The sequence below is a fragment of the Allomuricauda sp. d1 genome (genome assembly GCF_039592695.1).
GTDB lineage: Bacteria > Bacteroidota > Bacteroidia > Flavobacteriales > Flavobacteriaceae > Flagellimonas_A.
This window is the reverse complement of the sequence record NZ_JBBUTK010000002.1, coordinates 836,717-854,792: the sequence shown is the minus strand read 5'-3', so window position 1 is coordinate 854,792 and position 18,076 is coordinate 836,717. Positions and strand designations below refer to the sequence as shown.

Sequence of the window (18,076 nt, the reverse complement as noted above, 5' to 3'; positions counted from 1 at the left end):
CTAATGACCCTTTTTCCGCCCTTCTTCGTTAAAATTTTATACCGTAGCATGGGCTATGCCATAAAATTTTGCCTAAAAGGGCAAAAAAATAATCTATAACAATTCTAATCACAAAAATTTAAACAGGCTCTGACAAAGTTAGAAAAAGAAAAATCCCGATGATAAATCGGGATTTATAAGGATTCCTGCCTCCCGATAGCTATCGGGAGGCAGGAATGACAAAAAATTATAGTATCAACATTGCATCACCGTACGAATAGAACCGGTATTGCTCCAAAATGGCTTGTTTGTAGGCCTTCTTCATCAAATCGTGCCCCATAAATGCAGAAACCATCATCAACAACGTTGATTTTGGCAGGTGAAAATTGGTCACCATGCTGTCGGCAATGCTAAACTCATAGGGCGGGAAAATAAACTTGTTTGTCCACCCCTCAAAGGTATTCAATGTTCTTTCAGAAGATACTGCGCTCTCAAGCCCTCTCATCACTGTGGTGCCCACGGCGCAAACCCGTTTTTTGTTGCTTTTTGCATTGTTGATGATTTCGGTCGCCTTCTCGTCAATGACCAGTTCTTCACTGTCCATTTTGTGTTTTGAAAGGTCTTCAACCTCAACGGGATTGAAAGTGCCCAGACCTACATGAAGTGTCAATTCAGCATAATTGATACCCTTTATCTCCAATCGCTTTAACAAATGCTTCGAGAAGTGCAATCCAGCAGTTGGGGCTGCAACGGCACCTTCATGCTTGGCATAAATGGTTTGGTAACGCTGTTCGTCTTCTGGTTCAGCGTCACGCTTGATGTATTTCGGTAATGGGGTCTCGCCCAGCTCTTTCAGTTTCCTTCTAAAATCCAGATAAGAGCCATCGAACAAAAACCGAAGTGTACGCCCTCTTGAAGTCGTATTGTCAATCACCTCGGCGACCAAGCTCTCATCCTCGCCAAAATATAATTTGTTGCCAATTCTTATTTTTCGCGCAGGATCTACCAAGACATCCCAAAGGCGCTGTTCTTCATTAAGTTCGCGCAACAAGAACACTTCAATCCGAGCTCCGGTCTTCTCTTTATTGCCAAATAATCTGGCAGGAAAAACCTTGGTATTGTTCAACGCCATGACATCACCCTCATCAAAATAATCAATCAGGTCTTTGAACAGTTTGTGCTCAATCTTACCAGATTCGCGGTGCACGACCATCAATTTGGATTCGTCACGATTTTCAGCAGGGTATTCGGCCAACAATTCTTTTGGAAGCTCAAAACTGAAGTTTGATAATTTCATAGGTTTTCTAGGATATTTTTAAAAGACCGCAAATATACAATCTGCCACTAGGGGATGTCAAGTAAATGGGCAATTAATTCTGTTCGACGGGTGAAACACCCAAACCAACTCTTTTCATATCCTTCCAAAAATCAGGATAGGATTTTGAAACCACCCCCGCATCATTGATGTTGAAACCTGTTTTTAAGGCTAACGGAGCGAAGGCCATGGCCATTCTATGGTCGTTGTAGGTATCCACAGAAACCTCTGATTTGATGTCCTTGGATGGGTTCAACACCAAACTCTCATGATCAATAAAAACTTCGCCCCCAAATTTTTCAAGTTCGGTTTTCATGGCGGCCAATCTATCGGTTTCTTTAATGGGCAGTGTGTGCAGGCCCGTTAGACGACAACCCAATCCCAGTCCGAAACAGGTCACGGCAATGGTTTGGGCAATGTCGGGAGCGTTTGAAAGATCTAGGTTTAAGGCCCTCTTCCCTAAGTCCCCTCTCCCACTTGGAGAGTGGACTTTCAAAAGAGTAATTGAATTTTTCGAAAATGTTGTTTCAACACCAAAATTCTTATAAATCTCTGCCAAGACGCTATCGCCTTGAAGTGAGTTTTTTTTGTAAGAGGTCAACGTTATTTCGCTGCCCACCTCTGAAAGGGCTACCAGACTGTAAAAATAGCTGGCCGCACTCCAGTCAGATTCGACCACCAACTTAGCGTCCTCAATTTTTTTCTTGGGATGGATTTTAATTTGGTTTCCTTCAAATGTGGAATCGACACCAATCGCCGTGAGCAAGCCCAAGGTCATTTTAATGTAGGGTACCGAAGTGATTTCACCCATTAAATTCAACTCCAGACCGTTTTCGAGGCTTGGCGCGATAAGCAACAAAGCCGAAATGTACTGGCTGCTCACATTGGCAGGAAGCGAAACTTTATGGTTTTCGAGCTTTTTCCCTTTAATTTTTATTGGTGGATAGCCTTCGTTCGCAACATAGCTGATAGCTGCGCCCATACTTTGCAATGCCTCTACCAAAATTTTGATGGGGCGTTCTTTCATACGCTTAGAACCCGTCAAAGTGACCTCTTTTCCGTCTTGTGATGCAAAATAGGCCGTCAGAAACCGCATCGCAGTGCCGGCATGGTGTATATCGACTTCCCCATTGGAAGTTTTCAATCCGCGTTGCATGACTTGGGCATCGTCAGAATTTGAACTATTTTCAATCTTTAGGTTTGGATATAATGCCTGTAGCAATAACAACCGATTGGTCTCACTTTTTGAACCGGTGATTTCAATCGAGGCCTTGATTTTATTAGTTGATGGTGCGGAAAGGTCGAGTTTCAAAGCTATTCGTTTTTTGAAAGTTCCAAAGCTAGGAAAAACACACAATAAACCAGCTTTAGAAATCCATTTTGACACAACCCTTTCCGACCCGATAGTTCGTCGGGTCGCCTTTCCCTGGTTAGGGAAAGGAGCCATTTTTATTTCAACTTTTCGTTTTTGTGGTGGCGGTCATGGTCGCGTTTGGCTTTTAATTGCAACTTTTTGTCAAAGGCTTGTTGAAGATCAACCCCCGTTTGGTTGGCAAGGCAAAGGACCACAAAGAGCACATCGGCCAATTCTTCACCCAAGTCCTTCTCTTTATCTGATGCTTTTTCGCTTTGTTCGCCGTAGCGACGTGCAATGATGCGTGCTACTTCACCGACTTCTTCGGTCAATTGGGCCATATTGGTCAATTCATTGAAATAGCGCACCCCATGGTTCTGAATCCATTCATCAACCGCCTTTTGGGCGTTTTGTATGTTCATCTCAAGCTTTTGTCAAAACTACTCTTTCTGACTGTTTTACAATAATTTGATTGTAAAATTCCTTTAGGGTTTTGTAATAAATCGGTGGTACTATACCGGCATTAATATTGATTTTACTTTTTAAGTGCAAGAAGCTGCCATTTTGTTTGATTGTATATCTAAAAACACCCATGTCATCTGGAAGACCAATCGCTGTACTTTCAGGAATTGATTCTATTTTATAGTTTTCTGGAATCTTGAAATTGATGGTCAAATCTTGTGTTTGAGGAAATTTAAAATCTACTGGATAATCCCTTTTTTCCATCTTAAAGGGGTTTTCGTTTATTGTGAGAAAAAGAGCTGGTTTAAAGTATAATTTCCCAGAAATCATCTCGATTTGGTTTTCTTTCACAAATGAACAAGACTCTTCCAATGGTTTATAACATTCTTGTTGATTTTTGATTTCCATATTGTCCACTTCCATCTCAAGATAGCGGGTTTCCATACCTTCTACAATATCTTCTAGAGACTCATCTTTATGAGCTTCACGATAGTCAAATGCCAAGCTTGCCGTAAGCTGGGTACGCATTTTGCCTTCGACAGAACCATCTTCAAATAGATTGGCATTCATAAGTATCATTTTTTTTGCAGGTTTTCTTGGAGTCAAATCTATTTCAGCAGAGGTGCCATCATCTCTTACCAGTCTTCCTTTCCAATTTAAAGCTCTTACGGGCAGTATACCCATCGGGGCCATTTTTTCAGTAGCATCAAGTAGCATATATGTGCCATCACTATTTTCAATTGCTGATATGATATAGTTAAATCCCTCATTAGTCGGGAATAATGGTATACCATGTGATTTAGTGCTAACAAGAACAGGATTGGCATTAAAACCTGCATAACGGAGCATGACGGTCAGCATTATATTAATGTCGGCAACATTACCTTTTTTCTCATTAAAGGCCTTTTTGATACCATTCTCGCATGCATAGCTATAATATCCATTCCATGTCATCCTGCCCTTAACATATTCAAATATTTTTTCAGCAAGGATCTCTCTATCTTCGTTTTCGGCCCCAAGTTGATCTACAATGTCTCTTATTACCTTTTCTTTCTTGAGTTCTCCACCAAAGTCATCGTATTTGTATATGGATTCTGCAACATCATCCCAACTCACACTATAATTTTTATATAGACTATTCGGAAATTGTGTTGAGGCCAATTCAAATTTCAAAGCACTACGATAATTGTTGATATTATCAGTATAATCTGCTTCTTTTAGCGAGGGAATATTACTGGTATTTACCTCATAAACATTTTCTGAAAACTCTAAAGCTCCTGTTTTTGTTCTACGCCCGCTACCGGCATATTGACCTTTGTTCTCAGTTTTGTAAGTCACTGAAATCGTTCTATGTTTTTTATATTGTTTAATATCTATCGGGAAAAAGCCCTTACCAAAACGCTTAAAGAAAAAATATTGGGGAATCTCGACCTTTACATTAACTACATCTACAGGAATGCCATATTGAAATTGAAAATCATCGATATAACTTGAAAAGTCTGAGGTAATCCTGTATTCAACATCTATTACGCTACCTTCCTTAATTTCGGGCATAACTATGGAGGTTTTGTTTCGGTATTTGTTAACGTCTCCATCGAAGATTCCATCTTTCTTAAGTTTCGTTTCTTCGACTTTACCATTGACCATGTTATAGGTATACGCTTTAATTTGTGAAATGCGTTCTTCACCATTTTCATTTTTATAAAGAGGTATTTCAATGGTCCCCCAGCCTAGTCCTGATTTATTGTAAATTTTTATTCGATATTGGACATCGCGGACAGTCTTAAAACCATCATCGGCAATATATTCATAAAACACCCTTTCCTTTTTGTACAAAATTGCAGCTTCGGCATCTTTTTCAATCGGGTGCTGTGCTTGTTCAACCTCAGCTTTTGACACCTTTCCAAACTTGAAACTCTTTTCTTGAGCAGTTAATATAACCGCATATAAAAAAACTAATAGAAGTATTCTTACTCTCATCAATGGTTATGTTTTGGTCAGTATAATTTTGGAATTGTCATTTCTAGCTATTTTTTTCTTGAAATCACGAAACTCGTCATAGCGTTCTTTCGGATATTTACCCGCTTTTAACAACAATCTTCTAGAATACCGATACTCGGTCTCAGATATCTTTTCCATGTTTATCTGATATTCGCCAAAATCGGTTAAAATATCAACGGCTGACAATAAGGCCTCTATTCTATACCCTTCAGGTAATTTGATAACAAAATCATCTTTATCCATATACCCTCTCTGAACCACCACCTCTCTATTTCTGTCTCTAACTCTTTTGGGTACATATAAATTTCGATTGAACATATTGGGTGTAAACAACCAATTTTCACCAGCAAAAGAAACATAGTTTTCTGTAGAAACTGCTATCTTTTCTTGCAGGGCTATGGTATCTCTATCATTTACAATGTCGATGTCATCAATCTGCATATTATTCACATAATCCCAATGGTCTTTATAATGTTCTTCTTGCTCCTGATATGTCTGATTTACCAATCTATACTTTTGATTGTACTGTACACCTGTAGATATAATATTTACTTCTGCAGATATTTTTCCTAATCGATCAATCGAAATTGATGCGCTTGTCGATTGTCTGCTATCTTGTTCTGAATATTTTTTTGATTTCACAAGCTCACCTCCATTGGGCGTGACTTTTAGAACATAGCGGTCATCTGTAAAAGTTCCCAAATAATTTACTGGCACTTGCTGATCGGTACATTCAAGCCATATCGATTCATTTTCCAAAGGAACATTGAGAAATACATGGTTTCCTTGAAGTGCGGGAAAATCTGGATCTAAATCACGTTTTTGTGTATCACCATAAACTATGGTATAATATGAATCTATGCCCACTTCTTTCAGTAGGGCTTTGGTATAGTTTGTAAGACCCTTGCAATCACCATACTTTACATTATCAACTTCTTGTGCGCTTATGGGCTTCCATCCACCGATACCCAGCTGTACACTGACGTAACGGGTATTGTTTTGTACGTATTCATATACTTTCTTAACTTTTTCAACAGGATTTTTGACACCCCATACCAATTTTCTAGCATTAGCTTTAGCTGCTTCATTTAATATGTCTTGATCAACAAGTAGGCTCTCATAAATCCATTTACCAAATTCTTTCCAATTTTTTGCCTTACCATCTACACCTTTAAGATGAAACTTTTCTAGTACAAACTTTACTTGTGGTGCAAAATCCCTAAAACCATAGGCATATGGTTCTTTCTCAACAGCCTTTAAATTTTCTGCATAATAATGGAACTTCTTTGGCATTTTTTTGCTTTGCACACCAAACTCTTTCAAATGCTCTTCTTTGTGTCTAAAAGGAACATCACAATTTACACTCAAAGTATAACTGCTTTTTTTAGTGCTCACACGATAACCATCCAAAAAATTACCGCTGGGAATAAATGCTGTATCTGATGACAGGTATGATTTACTGAAGACCACTGTGTAAGGATACTCTATTGGTGTGTATCTTAGATACTTAACCCGGCTGTCGGAATACAATGTACTACTGCCAGTGGCACTTTGGTCTAAAAAATCACGTTCTTTGAACTTGTCTATTTCTTTTCCTTTGGCGTCATAAACTATGACACTTAAGCCGCTTATTTTTATTTCATTGTCATAAAAGGCATAAGCATGTATATACTTTTTACCTGATTCGTTCAACACTGTGACTATACGGTTATGGGTTACCTTCATTGACCTGTAGGAGTCAATAACTACTTCCTTTTCATCCAATCGAACAATCGCATCTGCGTTTTCTAAAAGTTGAGGTGGAATACTACCATAATTTAGCGCAAGCTCTTGTGATAATAATTGGCCGTAAACAATAACAGTCAATAGGAGGGTAAAAAAACGCATGTATTGATTTAGGTTTCGCTTTTAAACGGCAAAAATGTAGGGTTTCTTACAAGAAGAGGCAAAAAAATCGACAAAATGTATCATTCCCTATTTTTAGTGTCAATAATTATTGTCACAGGGCCATCATTCAGCAGTTCCACTTTCATGTCAGCTCCGAAGATGCCGGTACCGACCGGTTTGCCCAAATCCATTTCAAGTCGTTGCACTAAACTTTCGTACAACGGAATGGCCGTTTCAGGTTTTGCGGCTTTGATATAGGAAGGACGGTTTCCTTTTTTGGTCGAGGCATGCAAGGTAAATTGACTGACCACGATGGCTTCCCCATCCTCATCTAAAATCGAACAGTTCATCACGCCTTCTTTATCATTGAAAATGCGAAGGTTCACAATTTTTTTTGACAGCCATTCAATATCCGCTTTATTATCATCATTTTCAATTCCCAGTAAAATAAGCAATCCATGGCCTATTTGGGAAACTGTTTTGCCCTTGACCGTGACACTTGCTTTTGAGACCCTTTGAATCATTGCCCTCATGGCCCGTACACATTATTCATAATCGTCTCTTCGGTAGGTTTGTTCAACATCTTCTTCCAACATCTGTACATAGCTTCGATATCGGCTCCAAGCCACTTCATTATCTTCCAACGATTGCTTTACGGCACATTTGGGCTCATCTAAATGCAGACAATTATTGAACTTGCACTCGGATTTCAACTCAAAAAACTCGGGAAAATAATCACCCAACTCATCTTTATCCATGTCAACGATACCAAAACCACGAATACCCGGGGTATCAATAATCTTTGCCCCAAAAGACAGATCATACATTTCGGCAAAGGTCGTTGTATGCTGGCCCTGCAGATGTTGTTCTGAAATCTCGGCAGTTTTCAGTTGCAGGCCCGATTCCAGAGCATTGACCAAAGTTGACTTGCCCACGCCCGAGTTGCCTGAGAACATGCTCGTTTTATCCTGCATCAAATCTTTGACTTGTTCAATATTTTCGCCATTTTTCGCCGATATGCCTATGGCTTTGTACCCAATTGAAGCGTACAATTTCATGAGATAATCTACTTCGACCATTTCATCCTCATCATACGAATCCATTTTATTGAACAACAAAATGGCTGGAATTTCATAGGCTTCCGCAGTCACCAAAAAGCGGTCGATAAAACTTGTATAGGTGGTCGGATTGTTCAGGGTCACCATCAAAAAAACTTGGTCAAGATTGGCAGCAATGATATGCACTTGTTTCGAGAGCTTGACCGATTTTCTTACAATATAATTTTTTCGCTTCTTGATTTTTGAAATAATACCAACGGTCTCATCCCCTATGGTTTCCAAATCAAAAACCACTTCATCTCCCACAGCAATCGGATTTGTACTCTTTATGCCCTTTATCCGAAACTTGCCCTTGATGCGACACTCATAAAAATCGCCATCGAGCGATTTGACGGTGTACCAGCTTCCGGTGGATTTATACACGGTTCCCTGCATCAAGCACAATGTTGATAACAATTCATACAATAGCAAAGAAACAATTTTCTTTTCTTACAAATTCGTTTTAACATTGGCCTGTCATAACATCAAACACGAATCAATTATGAAAAAAATCATTTTTATCGCCCTTTTGGCGATTGTGGGAACCATCGAAGTGACTGCTCAACAGTACAAGGTCATCACCAGCGTCGAATCAATCGTACCCAACGGATTGGGGCGTTCTCGAATTATCAACGCTCTTGAAGACAAAGACTACAAAGAATTTACCAGTGTTCAGACCGAAGAAGACAACACGCGAAACAAATCAGATCGTAGTGAAATCAGAGTCAAAAATTTCGAAGAAACCAAATTATTGAACTTTTTCAATCTAGGAGGCATCCGTTTTCAGAACATTGCTGCAAACGATGCGCTGATCACCTCAATGATCAATGCCATGATTGCCGATGGATGGAGTCTTGAATTTGTGACCAGTGCTGTTGAAAGTGCTGGAAAAGGTGATAACCAAGGTATCTTCATCACACGATATATTTTCAAGAAATAGATTTTTGTAGATACGTTCTAAAAAGAATAAGCCCCAACAATTCTGTTGGGGCTTATTCTTTGGTCTGAGTTTGGTTTTAATCCACTATTCTTACCCTACCCCCAACAAATGTGCTCTTATTGACTTCTTTGGGATTGCCGTATACCACTACATCGCCTCCTGCTTTCACATTGATATCCACCCGTTCTGATGCAAAAACCTCGGCTTCCCCACCTGCTGAAATCTTGACATCAGATGTTGAGGTGCGCAGATCACGCCCCTCAAAAATGCCTCCTGTGTTCAAAACTATGGACTGGTTTTCGGCCAAACCTGAGGCTTCAATGATACCACCCGTTACCGCACGAATTTCGGCATACTCCACATCCATTCCGATTCTGATTTGCGCACCTTCTTGTGCCCGTAACTCGATTCTATCTTTTTGCACCATTTCGTTACAGGTGATTTTCGCCCCTTCGTTACCATCGATGACATTCAGTTTCGTGTAATATACCTCAATGAAGGTATCTTCTCCTTGAAACTTCTTGTCCAGTTCCATTCGCAGTTTCAGCGTACCGTCTTTGTTCACCCATTTGATATCATCAACATTCCATCCCTTGATCAAAATTTTGTTTTCATCAGATTGTATCAAGTTCACCTCGATAAGGTCAAATACTTTGATCTCAGTAAACTCTCCAACCTCTTTATCAATGGTTCTCTGGGCATAAGTTGCCAAAGAAATAAAAGCTAAGCAAAAGGTAATTATCGATTTCATGACGTTCTGTTTTGTTTTCTGAAAGATGAAGAAATTCAGGTATTGTTACAGTTTTAATTTAAAAACCAACCCATCTTCATACTTGATCAAGCACCCACCCCGCCCCGACACTTTGGTCGGGACGCCCCCTCCAAAGGAGGGGAATGCCTACATTAAGCGTTGATGATTTTCTCCTGATGGTTGATACTTTCTTGGTGAATGGCTTTGAACATACGCAGCACAAACTCTTCGCTCAGGCCGTGCTCTTCACCTTCGAGAATCATTTTTCCTAAAATGGTGTTCCATCGGTTGGTCTGAAGTACAGCAACGTTTCGTTGCTTTTTCAACTCACCAATGGCATCGGCCACTTGCATACGCTTGCCCAACGTGTCAATCAATTGATTGTCAATTACATCAATTTGTGCCCGCAGGTTGCTCAGCTTCGAGTTGTATTCTGCCTGCTCATCAGTCTCTTTTCGCATTTTTAAATCTTTGAACATCTGCTTCAAATTTGATGGTGTCACCTGTTGTGCCGCATCACTCCAAGCATTGTCAGGATCAACATGGGTTTCAATCATGAGCCCATCAAAATTGAGGTCCAATGCCGTTTGCGAGACATCAAACACCATATCGCGTTTGCCCGTGATGTGGCTCGGGTCATTGATCAATGGTAAATCTGGAAAACGACTTTGCAATTCGATGGCTATCTGCCATTCGGGAATATTTCTATATTTCGTTTTTTGATAGGTAGAAAAGCCACGGTGAATGACTCCCAATTTTTCGATATTGGCCGAATGCAAACGCTCTACAGCGCCGAGCCACAATGCCAAATCAGGATTAACGGGGTTTTTTATCAAGACCACCTTATCGGTACCCTCTAAAGCATTAGCAATTTCTTGAACAATAAAAGGGCTGACCGTTGAACGAGCTCCTATCCATAATAAATCGATATCGTGTTCGAGGGCCAAATCAACATGCACCCTATTGGCAACCTCAGTGGCGGTCATCAGTCCGGTTTCTTTTTTGACACGCTGCAACCATTTCAGGCCGATGGCACCCACGCCTTCAAAATTACCGGGGCGGGTGCGGGGTTTCCAGATTCCTGCACGGTAGTAACTGACATCTGAATCTTTCAATTCGTTCGCAATTTTCATTACTTGGTCTTCGGTCTCGGCACTGCATGGCCCTGCAATCACCAATGGGTGCGGTAATTGCATATCATCCAACCATGTTCGTAGTTCTTTTGAGTTCTTCATCGTATGTGTTAATTCGTTTTATTTCGTGTTTTTGTTTGCCAATTCTTATTTCTTACGTTTTAGACCTTCAAGGAGGTCTGCTTTGCAGACAACACCTTGCAGGTCTTGTATTTCGTATTTCCTACTTCGTACTTCCCAACGGTATTCCCTTTAAAATTTGTTTTATCCGGTTCGTATTGTTCATTTGGGAATGGATTCCCTCAAAATCATTTTCTTCCATTAATTGCTTAAAGGATTCCAGATTTTTGATGTACTCTTCCAAACTTTTGACCACATTCGCTTTGTTCTGCTCAAAAATCGGCGCCCACATGTCGGGAGAACTTTTGGCCAATCGCACCGTGCTTTCAAAACCACTGCCCGCCATGTCAAAAATGTCGCGTTCGTTTTCTTCCTCTTCAATCACCGTTTTACCCAACATGAAGGAACTGATGTGCGACAAGTGGGACACATAGGCAATGTGCTTGTCATGTGATTCAGGATTCATATAGCGGATGCGCATACCCAATCCCTGAAAGAGTTCCAATGCTTTTTCTTGCAGCTTAAACGCTGTTTTCTCCACTTCACAAATGATGTTGGTCTTGCCTTCGTAAAGGCCATCAAAGGCTGCGGACGGACCTGAAAACTCCGTACCGGCTATTGGATGGCAGGCCAGATAGTTTCTTCGTTTCGGATGGTTCTCGACGGATTCGCAAACCAATGATTTGGTGGAGCCCACATCGAATACCAGACAATCATCACCAATACTGTCCAAAACCTTGGGAAGCTCTTTGACTGCCACATCCACAGGTATCGCCATAATGACCATTTCTGCTTCAGGAAGCTTTTCGTAATCGCCTTTTTGATCAATGAGACCCAGTTGAAGTGCTTCTTCCAGATGGGATGCATTGTTATCAATCCCTATAATTTTAGCGGTAGGGTGCAACCGTTTGATGCCCTTTGCAAAAGAACCTCCGATTAAACCTATTCCGATGATTGCGAACCTCATAACTTTTCTGGATGATTAAGAACCAACGACCCTTCGACTGCGCTCAAGGTGACAATTCGTAATTCTAAATTCTTCATTCTAGAATCTATTAATGGCTTCTTTTATTTTTTCTTCTTTGACGCAAAGTGAAAAACGGATATAACCTTCCCCATTGCTCCCGAAAATAGTGCCAGGGGCAATAAAGATGCTCTTGTCATACAACACCTCATCAATAAATTCTTCGGATGTTTTCGAATCTTCTGGCAATTTGGCCCAGACAAACATTCCAGCTGTAGTTGCATCATAGGTACAGCCCAATTTATCCACCAATCGGAACATTAAATCCCTTCTTTTTTCATACGTGGCATCCAATTCTTTGAACCACTCCTGACCACTTTTTAAGGCTGCAACCGCTCCTTTTTGAATACCGTAGAACATGCCCGAATCCATATTGCTCTTTACCTTAAGAACGGCGAGAACATGTTCTGCACTACCCATCACCATGCCCACACGCCAACCCGCAAGGTTAAAGGTCTTGCTGAGGGAGTTCAGCTCCAATGCGTATTCTTTGGCCCCTTCAACCTGCAAAATACTGGTGGGTGAACTGTTCAAAACAAAACTGTACGGATTGTCGTTCACCAACAAAATGTCATGCTTTTTGGCAAAATCGACCAACATCTGCATTTTTTTAAAAGTGATTTTGGCACCAGTGGGCATATTGGGGTAACTGATCCACATCAATTTGATGTTCGACAAATCTGTTCTCTTAAGAGCTTCCAAATCAGGCAACCAATCGTTTTCTTCCAACAAATCATATTCCACCAATTTGGCACCAATCAATCTAGACACTGACGAATACGTAGGATATCCCGGATTGGGCACCAAAACCCCATCGCCCTCATTTAAAAAAGCCAGACTGATGTGCATGATACCCTCTTTGGAACCAATTAAGGGCAACACTTCATTTTGCGGATTTACGGTCACGCCAAAACGTTGCTTGTAAAAATCGGCCATCGCTTCACGAAGCTCCGGAAGCCCCTGATAACTCTGATACTGATGTACGCCCTCTTGATAAAGCACATTGTTCAAAGTCTGCAATGCCCCAACAGGCGGCGGTAGGTCTGGGCTGCCTATTCCCATATTGATGATGGGCCTTCCTTCAGCCATCAATCCTCTTACCTCACGTAATTTTTTTGAGAAGTAGTATTCCTGAACTGTGTGCAGCCTATCCGCAGTTTTCATGATAACAGTGCATTTTTATATTCCCCGAGCACGGTGAATTCTTCCAACATGATTTGCAACAAGGATTTTGCCTTGGTGAAGTGCTCATAGTTTTCAAAGGTGACATCGACAAAAAAAGCGTATTTCCAAGGGGTTTCAATCACGGGTAATGATTGAATCTTGGTCAAATTTAGATTACAATCGCTCATCACGTTCAAGACCGTTGCCAAACTGCCCCTTTTGTGGTCGGTAGTAAATCGTAAGGAAGCTTTGTTGATTTTCTCCTTGGGCAAAACTTTGTTTTGCTTTTTGATGATAATAAACCGTGTGGCATTGTTTTTTATGGTCTGAATTTCTGGAGCAACGATCTCCAAGTCATATAATTCTGCCGCTACTTTTGGAGCAATGGCAGCAACATGGTTGAGCTTCTTTTCTTGAATTTGTCGTGCCGTTTCTGCGGTATCCACATCCTCAACCAGTTTCAGGTGGGGATGCTGTTTTAGAAAATCCATGCACTGCAACAACGCCATGGGATGCGACCGAACCTCTTGAATAGCACTGATGGCCTGCCCTTTTAACGCCATCAGATTATGGTGAATGCTCAGATAATGCTCACCGATAATGTGCAGCCCATTTTGGCATATCAAATTATAATTGGGGATGATGCTGCCCGCAATGGAGTTTTCAATGGCCATTACGCCCTTGTCTGCAGAATCAGCCAAGATATGGTCTATCATCTTATCAAATGAAAGGCATTCAACCAATTCAATGGCCTCACCAAAATAGTCGGTGGCGACCTGGTGGTGGTTGCTTCCTTTGATTCCCTGTATGGCGATTTTCAGTTTCATGGACTCCCCTAACCCCCTCCAAAGGAGGGGAAATCTCAATTTTGTGCAAAAAATAAGTCCCGACTTCGGGTCGGGACTTTCAATGTTTCTATACTAAACGTATATCATAACAGTCCCAAACCTCTTCGGTAAAAGAAGTAAAAAAAGAAACCGTTCCAGAAATACGTGTTGTTCATTGTTGAAAAACTTGCGGCTAAGATTAGGTATTCAACTGAGAATACAAAGAGAATGACGGATTTTTTTTGATTTTATTACATTCTGATACATTGAATGAAGATTGTTGATAAAAAGTACAAGAAAATTAGGAATACAAAAAGCTCCTCCCTTTAGTCAAAGCCCTCCCCCTTTCTCAACTGAGGAGGGGAGCTTAAATGGTTTATTTTTGAATCTCAATTTTATTGGTATGAAAAGATTCCTCTTGAGGAAAAGCCGGTTTTTGAGATTTTCATTGCAGATGGTGTGTTACATGTTCATGATAGGTATGAATCTGAAAAACCGATTCCATATTCCATGAAAGCATTAAAAAACTTTGAGTTTCATAAATCAAAGACTGATTTGGTCGGAAGCATTATCAGTTTCTTGGGAAGTCTTTTTGGAGAATTTGCACTTTCAAAACCAACCACGAACAAAAATCTACTTGAATTCAAATACAAGGGTCAAAAAAAGTGCTATCATCTTCATGAATGCAACCTTGAGGAAATCTCTCAATTGGTTAATTTCGTCAGCAAAAGAATCTCTTAATGTCCATAACTGCTCAAAACATCACCAAAACCTTCGGTAAGCAAAAAGCGTTGAACAGTGTCTCTTTCGACATCAAAAAAGGGGAGATTGTCGGTTTTTTGGGTCCAAATGGTGCGGGCAAATCGACCATGATGCGCATCTTGACCACGTATTACAAAGCGGATGTAGGAGAGGCTGCCGTGAACGGATATGACGTTCTGAAAGAGGAACGAAGCGTTCAAAAAAGTATCGGATACCTGCCCGAACACAATCCACTGTACTTGGAAATGTATGTGAAGGAATATCTCGCTTTCAACGCCGATGTGTACAAGGTGGCGAAAAATCGAATTGCCGAAGTCATTGAACAAACCGGACTGACCCCAGAGGCCCATAAAAAAATCGGACAGCTGTCAAAAGGCTATCGCCAACGGGTCGGACTGGCAGCGGCACTCTTGCACGACCCCGATGTCTTGATATTGGACGAACCCACTACAGGCCTCGACCCCAACCAACTTATCGAGATCAGAAAACTGATTCGTGAAATTGGCAAGAAAAAAACGATTCTACTCTCCACCCATATTATGAAAGAGGTCGAGGCGGTTTGCGATAGGGTCATCATCATCAACAAAGGTGAGATTGTCGCCGATAAAAGATTGGAAGAACTTCGTGAAGCCGAAGAGCAAATTATTGAAGTGGAGTTTGATTACCGTGTGGAGGAAGTGCTGTTGAATCAATTGCCCAACGTGAAATCGGTTAAAAACACAGGTGGCTTCATCTATGAAATTACCTTCAACACTGCAAAGGACATGCGCCCAGCGGTTTTTGATTTTGCACATGACAACAAACTCAAAACGCTTCAACTGAGCCGTAAGAACAAGAATTTAGAGAGTTTGTTTACGGAGTTAACGGGAGAATAGACGTAAGATTATAGACATGAGACGTTAGATTAATTGATACGGTCTAAATTCTCATCGACATCTCTGCTCTTAAAATCATTTTTTGCGTCGTCACCGAATCGATACCGAATGGTGAGTGCCATTTCGCGACCGTCGGCAAAGTAGGTGCCTTCTGCAAAAACCCCATCAATCGCGTATGCCTCCTCAAAGTTCATGGCCCTGAAAAAATCATTGAATCGTAGACTGCATTCCCATTTTTTAAAAAAGGTTTTTGAAATAATCGTATCTGGCACAATCATGGTATTTCGCTTAAAGATACCTTCTTGTCTTCGGGTAAGTGCCCATACCCCAAAAGCCACAGTCATGTCTTTGGCGATTTTGAATTGATGATTGCTATAGGCATAGATGTAAGGCCTTGCTACCCCTAAAACGGCATTGTTGTCTTCAATCTTGTTGTAATAAAGGGCAATGGTATTGGTGGTGCTCCAAATTCCTTTGGAAAAAGGCAATGTGAGATTGCTGAAAAAACCGGATTCCTTTTCAAGATTCACCTGTGACAGTATCGCGACATCTGCCTCTTCATCATAACCAATGGTAAAATTCATGGGGCGTTTGGTACGATTGTAACCCACTGCCAACGATTTGTTTTTCCATTGCAGGTTGGTGGAAACCTCATCTGTCATACTCGGCAGTAAATTGATATTTCCCGCTCCTTCTAAAAAAGGATTGATAAATAAGGAAATCGTGTTTGTTCGGGAAAAATTCGGTCGGCTGACACTCTTAGCATAATTAAGGGAAATTGTCTTTGTGGAGTCCAATGGTATAGAAACATTCATTTTCGGGAAAAGATTGGTCGTCTTCCGCTCTACCAATGGAATTTCTTCGGTTTCCAATCCGCTTTTGACCTGGTTGTGCTCCAATCGCAGACCTACCGAATAATCTACTTTTTTGCCCAACTTAGATGCAAACGAAGTATATGCAGCGTACAATCCTTCGTCATAACCAAAATCGACCGATGTAAAATCATCCGTTCGTAAATCTTGAAAATCGGAAACTGCTTGGGCCTTGGCCTCGTTCCAGTTTAGGCCTAATTCCCATGTGGTATTGGCTGAAATCTTATGGGTGAAGTCAGTGCGAAATGCCAAGGAACTGATACGGTACTTTTGTGTTCGGGCCTCATCAAGCGTGAAACTACTGTCATCTATGTTGTTTGAAATGTTGGAGTCATACAGTTCCAGATAATTCGAAAATTGGAGTCCCGTAAAAAGGTTCAGGTTTTTTGTCAGGGGTTTTTCAAAATTGAAATTGACCGTCACATAGTTACGTTCCCTGTTGTTATCGGTGTTTGTGAAAATATCGTTTTCCATCAGGCCATCCCGTAAAAAAGTCTCTGTAAAAATCGGAGCGTCATTGGTCTGCAGCCGAAAGTTTGAATTGAGCGATATGTACCCTTCTTTTTTAAAGGGAAGGTACCAACCCACACCGCCATTGAATTCCCGTCGCTTGTTGTCGGACACCAGCACCAAGTAATCGACCAACACATTCCGTTCAGGAATTTCAAACCGAAACGTATTGCTCTCCCATTGACCCAATTGATTGTAACTGAAGTTTCCACGGAAGTTGGACCTGCCCAAGTTCATATTTCCGCTAGTAGAAAGATAATTGTTGAAATTTCTACGGATGGAAGCAATCTCGGTAAACGTAACCGTATTGGAGGAAGCATCACGCTTCAACGTCACTTTGATGACCGCCCGACCACTGGCCTCATAACGAGCAGATGGATTATTGATGAGTTCAATCGACTCGATGGTATTAACAGCCAGCGAGGTAAATTCCTGAAAGTCGATGCGTTGGTTGCCCAGATAAATCAAGGGATTGCCCTTACCCAAAACGGAAACTGATTCCCGATTGGCGGCAATCTGCACTGTGGGCAACTTCGCCAACACATCCAACAATTCGGGAATTGACGAAAAAACAGGATTCTGAACGTCCAACTTCAAATTACCGTTGCTGTTCGTGATGGGATTCTTCACTGCCGTGACTTCGACCTCCTCTAGACTGGAAACTTGTTCCGTCAGTACAAATTCAAGTGAAATGTCTTTGGAAATCTCAATAGAGAGGCTTTTGTCTTCATAACCCAATGAAGAAATTTTGAGTACATAGCTACCCGCAGCTATATTGGTCAACTCAAAAAAACCATCTGAAAGAATGGTGTATTGCACTAATTCGGTTTCAGTTTTGTTGTACAATAAAATATCGCCAATAACAATGGCATTTTCTTTTTCATCATAGACCTTCCCCATTAATCGGTACGATTCCTGGGCATTGACGGAACAAAACATCAAAAGGAACAATAAAGTTATCCGCTGCAAAACCAATAGATTTTGAAACAAAACAACTACTGAA

Annotated in this window: 16 protein-coding genes; 3 read left to right on the top strand and 13 right to left on the bottom strand. The window is 40.9% G+C overall.

Going from position 1 to position 18,076, the window contains the following annotated elements; all coding sequences use genetic code 11:
* Positions 1-226: 226 nt before the first annotated feature.
* From queA to rsgA, 7 genes are all read right to left on the bottom strand, one after another.
* A complete protein-coding gene (gene queA, locus AAAH86_RS10925) occupies positions 227-1,276 on the bottom strand; it encodes a tRNA preQ1(34) S-adenosylmethionine ribosyltransferase-isomerase QueA (protein WP_343487648.1) in 1,050 nt (349 codons plus the stop codon).
* 73 nt (positions 1,277-1,349) lie between these two features.
* Positions 1,350-2,606, bottom strand: coding sequence for a 3-phosphoshikimate 1-carboxyvinyltransferase (locus AAAH86_RS10920; protein ID WP_343487647.1), 1,257 nt, complete (start codon positions 2,604-2,606; stop codon positions 1,350-1,352).
* A 137-nt stretch (positions 2,607-2,743) separates the two neighbouring features.
* Positions 2,744-3,070 carry a nucleotide pyrophosphohydrolase gene (locus AAAH86_RS10915; protein WP_343487646.1) on the bottom strand — a complete coding sequence of 109 codons (327 nt, stop codon included), beginning with the start codon at positions 3,068-3,070 and terminating at the stop codon, positions 2,744-2,746.
* A 1-nt stretch (position 3,071) separates the two neighbouring features.
* Positions 3,072-5,090 (bottom strand): DUF3857 domain-containing protein, encoded by a 2,019-nt coding sequence (locus AAAH86_RS10910; protein WP_343487645.1) that lies wholly within the window; start codon positions 5,088-5,090, stop codon positions 3,072-3,074.
* Between the two features lie 6 nt (positions 5,091-5,096).
* Positions 5,097-6,998, bottom strand: coding sequence for a DUF3857 and transglutaminase domain-containing protein (locus tag AAAH86_RS10905; protein ID WP_343487644.1), 1,902 nt, complete (start codon positions 6,996-6,998; stop codon positions 5,097-5,099).
* Positions 6,999-7,078: 80 nt separating this feature from the next.
* Positions 7,079-7,531, bottom strand: coding sequence for a D-aminoacyl-tRNA deacylase (gene dtd / locus AAAH86_RS10900; RefSeq protein WP_343487643.1), 453 nt, complete (start codon positions 7,529-7,531; stop codon positions 7,079-7,081).
* A gap of 12 nt (positions 7,532-7,543) precedes the next feature.
* The gene (rsgA, locus tag AAAH86_RS10895) at positions 7,544-8,491 is read right to left on the bottom strand and encodes a ribosome small subunit-dependent GTPase A (protein WP_343487642.1); all 948 of its coding nucleotides are present in this window, start codon (positions 8,489-8,491) and stop codon (positions 7,544-7,546) included.
* 106 nt (positions 8,492-8,597) lie between these two features.
* Between rsgA and AAAH86_RS10890 the strand changes: the two genes are divergently transcribed.
* On the top strand, positions 8,598-9,035 hold the full coding sequence (locus AAAH86_RS10890; protein ID WP_343487641.1) for a hypothetical protein: 438 nt from the start codon (positions 8,598-8,600) through the stop codon (positions 9,033-9,035).
* Positions 9,036-9,111: 76 nt separating this feature from the next.
* On the opposite strand, the gene AAAH86_RS10885 is transcribed toward AAAH86_RS10890, so the two are convergent.
* The 5 genes from AAAH86_RS10885 to AAAH86_RS10865 all read right to left on the bottom strand — a co-directional run bounded on the left by AAAH86_RS10885 (position 9,112) and on the right by AAAH86_RS10865 (position 14,054).
* Complete coding sequence (locus AAAH86_RS10885) at positions 9,112-9,786, bottom strand: head GIN domain-containing protein (protein ID WP_343487640.1); 675 nt, start codon at positions 9,784-9,786, stop codon at positions 9,112-9,114.
* Between the two features lie 152 nt (positions 9,787-9,938).
* Positions 9,939-11,021, bottom strand: a complete 1,083-nt coding sequence (locus AAAH86_RS10880) for a bifunctional 3-deoxy-7-phosphoheptulonate synthase/chorismate mutase type II (protein WP_343487639.1) — start codon at positions 11,019-11,021, stop codon at positions 9,939-9,941.
* 121 nt (positions 11,022-11,142) lie between these two features.
* A complete protein-coding gene (locus tag AAAH86_RS10875) occupies positions 11,143-12,006 on the bottom strand; it encodes a prephenate dehydrogenase (RefSeq protein WP_343487638.1) in 864 nt (287 codons plus the stop codon).
* A gap of 78 nt (positions 12,007-12,084) precedes the next feature.
* Positions 12,085-13,230, bottom strand: coding sequence for an aminotransferase class I/II-fold pyridoxal phosphate-dependent enzyme (locus tag AAAH86_RS10870; RefSeq protein WP_343487857.1), 1,146 nt, complete (start codon positions 13,228-13,230; stop codon positions 12,085-12,087).
* The gene (locus AAAH86_RS10865) at positions 13,224-14,054 is read right to left on the bottom strand and encodes a prephenate dehydratase (protein ID WP_343487637.1); all 831 of its coding nucleotides are present in this window, start codon (positions 14,052-14,054) and stop codon (positions 13,224-13,226) included. The genes AAAH86_RS10870 and AAAH86_RS10865 overlap by 7 nt, the downstream gene beginning before the upstream one ends.
* 510 nt (positions 14,055-14,564) lie before the next feature.
* Here AAAH86_RS10865 and AAAH86_RS10860 point away from each other — a divergent pair.
* On the top strand, positions 14,565-14,795 hold the full coding sequence (locus tag AAAH86_RS10860; RefSeq protein ID WP_343487636.1) for a hypothetical protein: 231 nt from the start codon (positions 14,565-14,567) through the stop codon (positions 14,793-14,795).
* Positions 14,795-15,691 carry a gliding motility-associated ABC transporter ATP-binding subunit GldA gene (gldA, locus tag AAAH86_RS10855; protein ID WP_343487635.1) on the top strand — a complete coding sequence of 299 codons (897 nt, stop codon included), beginning with the start codon at positions 14,795-14,797 and terminating at the stop codon, positions 15,689-15,691. Before AAAH86_RS10860 ends, gldA begins: the two co-directional genes overlap by 1 nt.
* A 29-nt stretch (positions 15,692-15,720) precedes the next feature.
* Here gldA and AAAH86_RS10850 read toward each other — a convergent pair whose 3' ends face one another.
* Positions 15,721-18,042, bottom strand: coding sequence for an outer membrane beta-barrel family protein (locus AAAH86_RS10850; RefSeq protein ID WP_343487634.1), 2,322 nt, complete (start codon positions 18,040-18,042; stop codon positions 15,721-15,723).
* Positions 18,043-18,076: the final 34 nt, after the last annotated feature.